The 10,568-nt window shown below is 61.1% G+C and carries 13 protein-coding genes and 1 pseudogene; 8 read left to right on the top strand and 6 right to left on the bottom strand.

Annotated elements, in window-relative coordinates; translation table 11 throughout:
* On the top strand, positions 1 to 198 hold a 198-nt coding region (locus NP534_RS23140), incomplete at its 5' end, for a hypothetical protein (RefSeq protein WP_274100233.1).
* On the opposite strand, the gene NP534_RS23135 is transcribed toward NP534_RS23140, so the two are convergent.
* Entirely contained in the window at positions 190 to 495 is a 306-nt protein-coding gene (locus NP534_RS23135) for an addiction module antidote protein (RefSeq protein WP_186661410.1), read from the bottom strand. The genes NP534_RS23140 and NP534_RS23135 overlap by 9 nt on opposite strands.
* A gap of 9 nt (positions 496 to 504) precedes the next feature.
* Positions 505 to 794 (bottom strand): annotated as a pseudogene (locus NP534_RS23130) (type II toxin-antitoxin system RelE/ParE family toxin).
* Between the two features lie 162 nt (positions 795 to 956).
* On the opposite strand from NP534_RS23130, the gene ppk2 reads away from it, so the two are divergent.
* Entirely contained in the window at positions 957 to 1,937 is a 981-nt protein-coding gene (gene ppk2 / locus NP534_RS23125) for a polyphosphate kinase 2 (protein WP_095065008.1), read from the top strand.
* Between the two features lie 9 nt (positions 1,938 to 1,946).
* On the opposite strand, the gene NP534_RS23120 is transcribed toward ppk2, so the two are convergent.
* A complete protein-coding gene (locus NP534_RS23120; RefSeq protein WP_050506183.1) occupies positions 1,947 to 2,480 on the bottom strand; it encodes a hypothetical protein in 534 nt (177 codons plus the stop codon).
* A gap of 129 nt (positions 2,481 to 2,609) precedes the next feature.
* Here NP534_RS23120 and NP534_RS23115 point away from each other — a divergent pair, with 129 nt between their 5' ends.
* Entirely contained in the window at positions 2,610 to 3,047 is a 438-nt protein-coding gene (locus NP534_RS23115; protein WP_274100232.1) for a hypothetical protein, read from the top strand.
* A gap of 75 nt (positions 3,048 to 3,122) precedes the next feature.
* Here NP534_RS23115 and gabP read toward each other — a convergent pair whose 3' ends face one another.
* Positions 3,123 to 4,508 carry a GABA permease gene (gene gabP / locus NP534_RS23110; protein ID WP_274100231.1) on the bottom strand — a complete coding sequence of 462 codons (1,386 nt, stop codon included), beginning with the start codon at positions 4,506 to 4,508 and terminating at the stop codon, positions 3,123 to 3,125.
* A gap of 638 nt (positions 4,509 to 5,146) precedes the next feature.
* Here gabP and NP534_RS23105 point away from each other — a divergent pair.
* The 5 genes from NP534_RS23105 to NP534_RS23085 all read left to right on the top strand — a co-directional run bounded on the left by NP534_RS23105 (position 5,147) and on the right by NP534_RS23085 (position 9,441).
* The gene (locus tag NP534_RS23105; protein WP_027917578.1) at positions 5,147 to 5,920 is read left to right on the top strand and encodes an ABC transporter ATP-binding protein; all 774 of its coding nucleotides are present in this window, start codon (positions 5,147 to 5,149) and stop codon (positions 5,918 to 5,920) included.
* A gap of 13 nt (positions 5,921 to 5,933) precedes the next feature.
* Positions 5,934 to 6,695, top strand: coding sequence for an ABC transporter substrate-binding protein (locus NP534_RS23100; RefSeq protein ID WP_033703190.1), 762 nt, complete (start codon positions 5,934 to 5,936; stop codon positions 6,693 to 6,695).
* A 55-nt stretch (positions 6,696 to 6,750) separates the two neighbouring features.
* Entirely contained in the window at positions 6,751 to 7,446 is a 696-nt protein-coding gene (locus NP534_RS23095; protein WP_033703191.1) for an ABC transporter permease, read from the top strand.
* Positions 7,443 to 8,132, top strand: coding sequence for an ABC transporter permease (locus NP534_RS23090; RefSeq protein ID WP_033703192.1), 690 nt, complete (start codon positions 7,443 to 7,445; stop codon positions 8,130 to 8,132). Before NP534_RS23095 ends, NP534_RS23090 begins: the two co-directional genes overlap by 4 nt.
* A gap of 97 nt (positions 8,133 to 8,229) precedes the next feature.
* Complete coding sequence (locus NP534_RS23085; protein ID WP_274100230.1) at positions 8,230 to 9,441, top strand: methyltransferase; 1,212 nt, start codon at positions 8,230 to 8,232, stop codon at positions 9,439 to 9,441.
* 236 nt (positions 9,442 to 9,677) lie between these two features.
* Here NP534_RS23085 and NP534_RS23080 read toward each other — a convergent pair whose 3' ends face one another.
* Together NP534_RS23080 and NP534_RS23075 are read right to left on the bottom strand one after the other, a co-directional pair.
* Positions 9,678 to 9,950 carry a DUF3077 domain-containing protein gene (locus NP534_RS23080; RefSeq protein ID WP_095065003.1) on the bottom strand — a complete coding sequence of 91 codons (273 nt, stop codon included), beginning with the start codon at positions 9,948 to 9,950 and terminating at the stop codon, positions 9,678 to 9,680.
* Positions 9,947 to 10,213: a hypothetical protein gene (locus NP534_RS23075; protein ID WP_274100229.1), complete on the bottom strand. Its 267-nt coding sequence runs from the start codon at positions 10,211 to 10,213 to the stop codon at positions 9,947 to 9,949. The genes NP534_RS23080 and NP534_RS23075 overlap by 4 nt, the downstream gene beginning before the upstream one ends.
* Positions 10,214 to 10,568: the final 355 nt, after the last annotated feature.

Below are 10,568 nucleotides of genomic sequence, written 5' to 3'. Positions count from 1 at the left end.
GGATTGAAAATCCTCGTGTCGGCGGTTCGACTCCGTCTCTGGGCACCACCTTCAGCTTCTGGTGGTTGCAAAGTTACCCGAAGCGACAACAAGAAACCCGCCAAGTGCGGGTTTTTTGTTGTCTGCGATTTTTGTGTCTATCAGGATCGGGGGCTGGTGCAGCGCCCTGTATTACCGATCCTCTGGTGCCTACCCTGAGACCTGGGCAGGTACAACCTCAGCATGTAACCGCACCCCAAGAGCCGCCATGACTTTCATGATAGTGGCCAAACTGGGGTTACCCTCTGCAGACAGTGCTTTGTACAACCCTTCACGGGTCAGGCCAGTGTCGCGCGCTAGCTGAGCCATGCCTCGCGCTCGCGCTATGTCACCCAGCGCTGCGGCAAGCAATGCAGGGTCATTTTCCTCAAGACATGCCTCGAGGTACAAGACCATGTCCTTCTCGGATTTCAAGTGGTCTACGACGTCCCACTTGCTTAGTTTGATGTCTGTCATGGCAACCTCCTAAAGATTGCGTGCCAGCTTGAGTGCTGACTTGATGTCCGCGGCCTGGCTAGCCTTGTCACCTCCCGCCAAGAGAATGATTACCTCATAGCCGCGCTGAACGAAATACACCCGATAACCTGGACCGTAGTCAATCCGAAGCTCGGATACTCCCTCACCTACCGGCTTACAATCACCCAATACTCCCAGCTCGATTCGACGCAATCGAATATTGATACGAGCTGCGCTCGATCATCACGCAGGGCAGAGAACCACCTTCTGTACCTATCGGTTTGAATTAGTGTGTGCATGGCGAAAATGTAAACCACAGTTAACACTACATCAATTTACACTTGTTTCAAGCTGTTTATACGAACGCTGCCGCCTTCACTCAGCTTGACCAACATCAAAAAGCCACCAATCGCTCACCCTTAAAATGCCAGGTGGACATTCGACTACCCGCAAGGACTTCCATGAGCGAAGAATCCACCCTCCTGCTCCCCGCCCCCAGCGAACCCACCCCCACTGCGCCGCGCCCGCGCCGGCCACGTCAGCGCAAGCCCGAACCCGCGATTACCCGTATCAGCCAGCAACCCGCCGCACTTGAAGTGGCCACGGCACCCAAAGGCAGCAACGAAGACAGCACCCGCGCACGCTTGCCTGCCAGCTACCCGTATCGCACCCGCCTGCACCGCCAGGAATACGAGAAGACCAAGCATGCCCTGCAGATCGAACTGCTGAAGGTGCAGAGCTGGGTAAAAGAAACCGGCCAGCGCGTGGTGATCCTGTTCGAAGGCCGCGACGCGGCGGGCAAAGGCGGCACCATCAAGCGTTTCATGGAGCACCTCAACCCGCGCGGCGCGCGGATCGTCGCGCTGGAGAAGCCTTCCGAACAAGAGAAAGGCCAGTGGTACTTCCAGCGCTACATCCAGCACCTGCCAACGGCGGGTGAAATGGTCTTCTTCGACCGCTCCTGGTACAACCGCGCCGGGGTCGAGAAGGTGATGGACTTCTGCACCCCGCTGCAGTACCTGGAGTTCATGCGCCAGGCGCCAGACCTTGAGCGCATGCTGTGCAACAGCGGCATTCTGCTGTTCAAGTACTGGTTCTCGGTGAACCGCGAGGAACAGCTACGGCGCTTCATCTCGCGCCGCGACGACCCGCTGAAGCACTGGAAGCTGTCGCCCATCGACATCAAGTCGCTGGATAAATGGGACGACTACACCGCAGCCAAGGAGGCGATGTTCTTCCATACCGATACGGCCGATGCGCCATGGACGGTGATCAAGTCCGATGACAAGAAGCGCGCACGCATCAACTGCATCCGCCACTTCCTGCATTCGCTGGATTACCCGGGCAAGGACTCGGCTGTGGCACATGCCCCGGACCCCATGCTGGTAGGGCGCGCATCACGCGACTTCGAAGAGGACGAGGCGCCAGCCACCGCCCACTGAAAGGGGCAATCAGAAGTTGGCCATGGCGCTGCAGTATTCAGCCTTGGTGGTCTTTACCGGCTGCTCTACACCCAGCTGGCGCAGCTCGACGCCACAGGCGTTGTAGCCGCGCACCACCACTTCGTAGTCGGCGCCTTTTTGCGGCACGAAATAGAACATGCCCAGGCAGTTGGTGACGCTGTTGTAGCTACTGCGCCCGCCGTCGAGAAAGTGCAAGGTGAACGGTTTGCCGGCCGGCACCAGCACTTCGCTGACCGCATCGCCCGCCGCCACAGGGGCGCTGGCAGGCATGCCCAGGGTTTCGCCATTGCGGTCGGCGAAGCCCTCCTTGGGCACTGCAATCACCCCTGCCCCGGGGCTGTACCAGTCGACGCAATCCTTGCCCGGCACAGCGCGCACCATGCCATCGGCAATCACCCGCAGGCGTGCGGTATCGCCCGACGTCGGCGAGCCATACGGGGTATTGAACGACTTGACGGCGGCAATGTTGCCGCAGCCGGACAGCGCCACAGCCAGCAGGCCAAGCGAGATCGCTGTTTTCATCCGTGAATTCCTCATGAGTGGGTACCGGACATCCGGCAACCTGCCTAGGACCCTCGCTTGCCGCTTGGGTTTCGCAGGCAAGTACGATTCAATACGCGCACTTTTTCAGGCACCCCCAAGGACCTACCCATGGCCACCACTACCAAGCAACAGAAACGCGCCAAACGCGCCGCCAACAAGGCCAAGCAGAACCGCATGGTGCGCAGCGGCCAGACGGTCAAGGCCAGCGCCGGTGACAGCGCCAGCATCGAGCAGGTGTTCAACAAGGCCATGGAGTCGGACAGCTACAAAGAGCTGTTCGACAAAATGAAGGTGGCACAGGAAACCAGCCTGGTCGCGATGATCTCGGTATTCCTGGTCGACCCGCTGCTGACCCTGGTACTCAAAGGCCACAAGGAAGAGCACGCCACCGACTACATCGTGCTGGTGTTCACCGCCTACCGCACCTGGCTCGATGGCGCCGACGAAGACACCACCATGGCCTGGCTGGAAAGCGACGCGTTCCAGGAAGCCTATATCACCGCTTCCGAAGTGGTCGCCAAGCAACAGCAGAAGCTGTACGGCTGACCAGCGAAAAGGCCAGACAAACAAAAAGGCCGCACCCAACACAGGGCGCGGCCTTTTCATTCATAGCAGCGCAGGTCAGTTATCCAGCGCCACCCGCCCTGCCGCTTCGCGCTTGCGATGCACCAGCAGCCCAGCGGCCACCACACCAATGCTCAGCAAGGCCGTCGCGATGATCTCGGCACGGTGATCTTCACGCAGCCCCATCACCACCAGCACGGCAATGATGAAGGCAATGGTCGCCCAGGTCAGGCCCGGGAACAGCCACATCTTGAAGTCGATCTTCTCGCCACGCGCTTCACGCTGGCTGCGCATGCGCAGTTGCGAAATAGCGATCACCAGGTACACCAGCAGCGCGATGGCGCCGGAGCTGGCCAGCAGGAACTCGAACACCTGGGCCGGCGCAACGAAGTTGGCGAACACGCACAGGAAGGCCGCTGCAGTGGACAACAGTACCGCCCAGTGCGGGGTGCCCGCCTTGGTGGTGCGCTGTGCAACAGCCGGCGCATCGCCACGTTTGCTCAGCGAGAACAGCATGCGCGAAGAGGTGTACAGCGCCGAGTTGAGGCAGCTGGTCACGGCGATCAGCACGACGATGTCGACGATCAGCTTGGCATTCGGCACGCCGATGCGGCTCAGCACGGTCTGGTATGAACCCAGTTCCGCCAAGGCCGGGTCGTTCCACGGCACCAGCGCCACGACCAGGAAGATCGACACCAGGTAGAACAGACAGATACGCCAGATCACCGAGTTGGTGGCGCGGCTGATCTGCTTGCCCGGGTCCTTGGACTCGGCAGCGGCGATGGTGACGATTTCGGTGCCCATGAACGAGAACATGGTGGTCAGCATGGCGGCCAGCACCGCGCCCAGGCCATTGGGCATGAAGCCCTGGGTGTCGAACAGGTGGCTGACACCGCTCACCTGGCTGCCCGGCGCCAGGCCGAACATGGCCACGCAGCCCACCACGATGAAGCCGATGATCGCCAGCACCTTGAGCAGGGCGAACCAGAATTCGAACTCGCCGTAGTTCTTCACGCTGCACAAGTTGGTCAGGGTCAGCACCAGCGTGATGATCAAGGAGAAGACCCACAGATCAACAGCTGGGAACCAGGCATGCAGAATGGCTGCGGCCGCGTTGGCTTCCAGCGGGATCACCAGCACCCAGAACCACCAGTACAGCCAGCCGATGGTGAAGCCGGCCCAACGCCCGATGGCGCGGTCGGCATACGTCGAGAAGGAGCCCGTGTCAGGCGAGGCAATGGCCACTTCGCCCAGCATGCGCATGACCAGCACCACCAGCGTACCGGCAGCCGCGTAGGCCATCAGTACGGCAGGCCCTGCGGCCGCAATGGCGTGGCCGGAACCCACGAACAGACCGGCGCCAATTACGCCAGCGATGGACAGCATGGTGACATGCCGCGATTTGAGCCCCTGAGCGAGGTCGTTGGAATTGTTACCGCTCATAAAACTACCTTTGTAAGGAGTGGACCACGCCGACTACGGGAACGAAGCGCGCCTGGGGTTGTTTAGGCGTCGCTGCAATCGGCGGTTTCCCAGTGGCAATAAGCGAGCCAGTTGCTGAATGCATTCGTCAGAAATCTTTGGCAACCCTTAAGGATGCGGCTTGCAGGGCTTTCGGCCATGCTTTGACCGAAAGGTCGCCAAAACCGCCTGCCGAGTCGGGATTACGGAAATACCCACTTACAAACGCACCAAAGGTGCTCCCAGGTAACACCTTTGCACCGTTGCAATGCAAAAAAGTACAACCTCAAGGTACAACCCATTACCCACGTTCACCCTTTTGCAGGTAAACCGATTACCAGCCCTGTGCCGGCGGGTTTACCCGCGAATGGTCCAAAACCGCTTCCAAGAGCGGGCCAAAGCTGGCACCATCGCGCCTTTTTTCATCAAGGCTCTGGTGTTGGGCTAGACCTTCGCGGTCATCCTCGCGACGTTGCACTGCAGCGATGCGACAATCTGCCCCGACAGCGACCCGAGCCCCTAGCGACCCTGTTGGCCGCCTAATGCCGCTATGCTAGCTTGGCGCACGCCAGGAAGGCCGCCAACAGCTGGGAACGCACCCGAACACATGAGGACCGCACATGGCCCAGGCCACGCCCGCGCTGGAAATCCGCAATCTGCACAAACGCTACGGCGAGCAGGAAATTCTCAAGGGCATTTCGCTGACCGCGCGCGATGGTGACGTGATCTCCATCCTGGGGTCGTCCGGTTCCGGCAAGTCCACGTTGCTGCGCTGCATAAACCTGCTCGAAAACCCGCACCAGGGCGAAATCCTGGTCGCCGGCGAATCGCTCAAGCTCAAGGCCGCCAAAAACGGTGACCTGATCGCCGCAGACAACCGCCAGATCAACCGCCTGCGCAGCGAGATCGGCTTCGTCTTCCAGAACTTCAACCTGTGGCCGCACATGTCGATCCTCGACAACATCATCGAGGCGCCGCGCCGCGTGCTCGGCCAAAGCAAGGCCGAGGCTATCGAAGCCGCAGAAGCCTTGCTGAACAAGGTTGGCATCTACGACAAGCGCCACAGCTACCCCGCCCAGCTTTCCGGTGGCCAGCAACAGCGCGCCGCCATTGCCCGTACCTTGGCCATGAGGCCCAAGGTCATCCTGTTCGACGAGCCGACCTCGGCGCTCGATCCGGAAATGGTCCAGGAAGTGCTAAACGTTATCCGCGCATTGGCCGAAGAAGGCCGTACCATGCTGCTGGTGACGCACGAGATGAACTTTGCCCGCCAGGTGTCCAGTGAAGTGGTCTTCCTGCACCAGGGCCTGGTTGAAGAGCAAGGATCGCCGCAGCAGGTCTTCGAGAACCCGACCTCGGCGCGTTGCAAGCAATTCATGTCCAGCCACCGCTAACGGAGCAACACGAATGCAGACCTATAAGAAATTCCTCCTGGCCGCTGCCGCCACCCTGGTGTTCTCGGCAAATGCCATGGCAGCCGAAAAACTCAAAATGGGCATCGAGGCGGCCTACCCGCCGTTCAACAACAAGGATGCCAGCGGCCAGGTGGTCGGCTTTGACAAAGACATCGGCGACGCACTGTGCGCCAAGATGAAAGTCGAATGCGAAGTGGTCACCTCTGACTGGGACGGCATCATCCCGGCGTTGAACGCCAAGAAGTTCGACTTCCTGATCTCCTCGCTGTCGATCACCGACGAGCGCAAGCAGGCCGTCGACTTCACCGACCCGTACTACTCGAACAAGCAGCAGTTCATCGCACCGAAAAACGTCGACTTCAAGACCGACCGCGCCTCGCTCAAAGGCAAGACCATCGGTACCCAGCGCGCCACCCAGGCCGCGACCTGGCTGGACGACAACGGCGGCATGGACAACGAGTTCAAGGTCAACCTGTACGATGGCCAGGAAAACGCCTACCTGGACCTGACCTCCGGCCGCCTCGACGCCATCCTCGCTGACAAGTACGCCAACTACGACTGGCTGAAGTCTGCCGCTGGCAAAAACTTCGAGTTCAAAGGCGAACCGGTGAACGACAGCGACAAGGTCGGCATTGCCGTACGCAAAGGCGACGATGAGCTGCGCAACAAGCTCAATGCCGCACTGAAGGAAATTGTCGCCGACGGCACCTACAAAAAGATCAACGACAAGTACTTCCCGTTCAGCATCTATTGATTCGCCCCGACCGGCACGCCCTTGCGGCGTGCCGGTCCCTAGAACGACCCTACCCATGAATATCGACCTGCACGGATTCGGTCCGGCCCTGGCGGCTGGCACCTTGATGACCGTAAAACTGGCGCTCTGCGCCTTGCTGCTGGGGCTGGTCCTGGGCCTGCTCGGTGCCCTGGCCAAGACTTCCCCGGTCAAGCCGCTGCAATGGCTTGGCGGCTTCTACTCGACCCTGGTTCGCGGCGTGCCCGAACTGCTCTGGGTCCTGCTTATCTATTTCGGCACCGTCGGCCTGATGAACAGCATCGGCGAAGCGCTCAACATGCCGGGCCTTGAGCTCAGCGCCTTCGCTGCCGGCGTCATCGCCCTCGGCCTGTGCTTCGGCGCCTACGCCACCGAGGTGTTCCGCGGCGCTATCCTGGCGATCCCCAAGGGCCACCGTGAGGCGGGCCTGGCACTGGGCTTGTCCAAGGCGCGCATCCTCTCGCGCATCATCCTGCCGCAGATGTGGCGCATCGCCCTGCCCGGCCTGGGCAACCTGTTCATGATCCTGATGAAGGACACCGCGCTGGTATCGGTCATCGGCCTTGAAGAAATCATGCGCCACGCGCAAATCGGCGTGACCATGACCAAGGAGCCATTCACCTTCTACATGGTTGCGGCCTGCATCTACCTGGGCTTGACCGTCGTCGCCATGACCGGCATGTACTTCATGGAAAAACGCGCCGCTCGCGGCTTTGCGAGGGCCGAACAATGAATTGGGAAGTCATCATCAAATGGCTGCCACGCCTGGCCCAGGGTGCGACCCTGACCCTGGAGCTGGTGGCCATTGCCGTGGTTGCCGGGTTGATCCTGGCCATCCCGCTGGGCATTGCCCGCTCATCGCGGCACTGGTACGTGCGCGCCGTGCCGTTCAGCTACATCTTCTTCTTCCGCGGTACGCCGTTGCTGGTGCAGCTGTTCCTGGTCTACTACGGCCTGGCCCAGTTCGAGGCGGTGCGCAGCAGTGCATTGTGGCCTTACCTGCGCGATCCGTTCTGGTGCACCGTGCTGACCATGACCCTGCACACGGCCGCCTATATCGCCGAGATTCTGCGCGGTGCGCTACAGTCGATCCCCAAGGGTGAGATCGAAGCGGCACGGGCACTGGGCATGTCGCGCGCCAAGACCCTGATCTACATCATGCTGCCGCGCGCCACGCGGATCGGCCTGCCGGCCTACAGCAACGAGGTGATCCTGATGCTCAAGGCCAGCGCGCTGGCCAGTACCGTCACCCTGCTGGAGCTGACCGGCATGGCGCGTACCATCATCGCCCGGACCTACCTGCCGGTGGAGATCTTCTTTGCCGCCGGGGTGTTTTACCTGGTTATCTCGTTTGTCCTGGTACAGGGCTTCAAACTGCTGGAGCGCTGGTTGCGGGTAGACGCCTGCCAAGGGCGCTAGACCTCACCCCCCGTTCCCACAGGCCAACGTCTTCCTGTAGGAGCGGGCTTGCCCGCGAAGGGCTGCAAAGCAGCCCCACCCCCTGCCGACCACAATCATGACCCCACCCCCCATCCCCCACCGCCAGCACCTAAGCGACCGCTTCAAGGCTCTCGACCAATTCCTGATCGAGCACCAGCACCTGTGGAAACCCAGGCCCTTCACCGCGCTGCGCCTGGACTGGGAAGCCGAACACCCCGAACTCTCCGCCCACCTGCGCCAATGCAGCCTGAGCGACGCCGAAGCCGAGCGGGTGACGCAAGGCATGCCCGCCCCCTTCCCCCAACTGGCCCAACAAGCCCAGCAACTCTGCACCCTCGACACACTCCCGGACGCTGGCCTGCCAGCCGCCGCCCACCGCCTCGACGTTGGCGTGCCCGGCCGCAAGTGGCAGCAGATCGAAGCCTTCACCCGCCGGCTGGCCTTCAACGCGCCAACCCGGCACTGGCTGGACTGGTGCTCTGGTAAAGGCCACCTCGGCCGTCGCCTGCTGCAACCCGGCCAGTACCTGACCTGCCTGGAATACGACCCCGAGCTCGTCACCGCGGGCCAGGCGCTGAGCGACCACCACCACCTGCCTGCACACCATATCCATCAGGATGTCATGGCCGCAGACAGCGCCGGCCACCTGGATAGCGACAAGACCGTGGTCGCCCTGCACGCCTGCGGCGACCTGCACGTACGCCTTCTGCACCTGGCAAGTGAACAAGGCTGCCGGCAAATGGCTGTGGCCCCCTGCTGCTACAACCGCATCCAGGGCCAGCAGTACCAGGCTTTATCCACCGCCGCGCAAGCCTCCAGCCTGCACTTGTCGCTGGACGACCTGGGCTTGCCGTTGAGTGAAACCGTCACCGCGGGCGCCCGCGTGCGTCGCCAACGCGACACCTCGATGGCCCGCCGCCTGGGCTTCGATCTGCTGCAACGCCAGCAGCGCCAGTGTGATGATTACCTGCCTACTCCCTCGCTGCCGGTGGCCTGGCTGGACAAGCCTTTCGAGGCGTACTGCCGGGGCCTGGCCGAGCTCAAGCACGTGCCCCTGAGCGGCACCCCCGACTGGGCTGCCCTGGAAGCCGCCGGTTGGCAGCGCCTGGCCGAAGTGCGCAACCTGGAACGTGTGCGCAACCTGTTCCGTCGCCCGCTGGAACTGTGGCTGATACTCGACCGTGCGTTGTTTCTGGAAGAACAGGGTTATGCCGTACGCATCGGGTTGTTCTGTGACTACCCCCTCACCCCGCGCAACATCCTCATCCTGGCAGAACGCGACCGTTAGCCGCAGCACAACCTGTGGATAAGTCTGTGCACAAGCTTTTGATGAATGGTTGGATCCAAGCGCTATTTCAAGCGTTTGGCTTATTCCTTCGTACAGTTCAAGGCCAGCAAAAACAGGCGTTTGCGCAAAGACCAGCGGTGTAGCAGCTCGGCATGCCTTTCGCGCAAGTTGGCAATGCTACTTGTGCATAAACTTTTCTTGTGCGCCCGCTTGGGGCCGCAAAACGGCCCGGTGGGTCAGCGGGATTTGTTCTTGGCCAGCTCGATATCGTTCATCAATGCCTTGGCCATCGCCGTCAGGTAATCGGCCGCACCCAACAGCTTGTGGTCGTCTTCCATATCACCCTCCCTGAGCAGATGCTTGATGTAGCTGAGCAGCACAGAGACCTGTTCATAGGCATCGTCGATCGCAATACCGGGCTGCACCCGCAACAGGCCAACGGGTGGGTCGCCGACTTCCAGAAAGGTTTCCAGGCCGGCTGTGGTGATGGGCTTGGGGCTATCGTTCATGCGATCTCCCCCTCCGCGCTCATGCGTTCACTGGCGTGCTGCAGCAATATCGCTGCCGACTCGGCGGCCTGGGCTGTGTGGGCCAGCCGGCTAAGGTCAGGTTCGCTGGCGTGGGCGCGGCAGTGTTCGTCGATGGTTTGGGCCACAGCGCGGATGAGCTCGCGGGCCTGGGTGAGTGCGTCGTGTGGGGAGATGTCGCTGTGGATAGAGAAGTAGGGAGTGTGGATGAGCGGGCGTGGTGGGTCAGGGACGATCTTGATCATGGCGTAACTCCTTATTCACGGAAGGAACTGCCACTAAATCTTTCTCACGGATTTAGGTGGCAGCCATACGCGGGGTGAGAAACCGAGTGAATAAGGAAAGCCCCGGCCAGACCGAAGTCTGCCCGCGTACAGCCACCATTTGGGTGACGCTCATTCGTGGTCGGGTTCTCACACCCGGTCGCCGAAGCGACCCAGAAACGGTATCCGTGAGGCATTTCCCCGACAACAGCGATACTTCAGCAGCGCGCGTAGGATAGGTCTGAAGCATGCCAACCCCGAAGCACTTGGTTTCAGGTTCAGAAATGCCCTACAGCTGATAACTGCCTTGATTGTAGGAGCGGCCTTGCGTCGCGAA

It is taken from the genome of Pseudomonas sp. 39004 (assembly GCF_028682155.1).
In the GTDB taxonomy this organism is placed as follows: Bacteria; Pseudomonadota; Gammaproteobacteria; order Pseudomonadales; family Pseudomonadaceae; genus Aquipseudomonas; species Aquipseudomonas capeferrum.
The sequence above is the reverse complement of the archived record's forward strand: the minus strand, read 5'-3'. Positions and strand labels throughout refer to the sequence as shown.

Bases quoted from the DNA above. Each gene is read 5' to 3' on its own strand.
- NP534_RS23135 (WP_186661410.1), bottom strand. From the start codon at position 495: ATGACAGACATCAAACTAAGCAAGTGGGACGTCGTAGACCACTTGAAA.
- ppk2 (WP_095065008.1), top strand. From the start codon at position 957: ATGAGCGAAGAATCCACCCTCCTGCTCCCCGCCCCCAGCGAACCCACC.
- NP534_RS23120 (WP_050506183.1), bottom strand. From the start codon at position 2,480: ATGAAAACAGCGATCTCGCTTGGCCTGCTGGCTGTGGCGCTGTCCGGC.
- NP534_RS23115 (WP_274100232.1), top strand. From the start codon at position 2,610: ATGGCCACCACTACCAAGCAACAGAAACGCGCCAAACGCGCCGCCAAC.
- gabP (WP_274100231.1), bottom strand. From the start codon at position 4,508: ATGAGCGGTAACAATTCCAACGACCTCGCTCAGGGGCTCAAATCGCGG.
- NP534_RS23105 (WP_027917578.1), top strand. From the start codon at position 5,147: ATGGCCCAGGCCACGCCCGCGCTGGAAATCCGCAATCTGCACAAACGC.
- NP534_RS23100 (WP_033703190.1), top strand. From the start codon at position 5,934: ATGCAGACCTATAAGAAATTCCTCCTGGCCGCTGCCGCCACCCTGGTG.
- NP534_RS23095 (WP_033703191.1), top strand. From the start codon at position 6,751: ATGAATATCGACCTGCACGGATTCGGTCCGGCCCTGGCGGCTGGCACC.
- NP534_RS23090 (WP_033703192.1), top strand. From the start codon at position 7,443: ATGAATTGGGAAGTCATCATCAAATGGCTGCCACGCCTGGCCCAGGGT.
- NP534_RS23085 (WP_274100230.1), top strand. From the start codon at position 8,230: ATGACCCCACCCCCCATCCCCCACCGCCAGCACCTAAGCGACCGCTTC.
- NP534_RS23080 (WP_095065003.1), bottom strand. From the start codon at position 9,950: ATGAACGATAGCCCCAAGCCCATCACCACAGCCGGCCTGGAAACCTTT.
- NP534_RS23075 (WP_274100229.1), bottom strand. From the start codon at position 10,213: ATGATCAAGATCGTCCCTGACCCACCACGCCCGCTCATCCACACTCCC.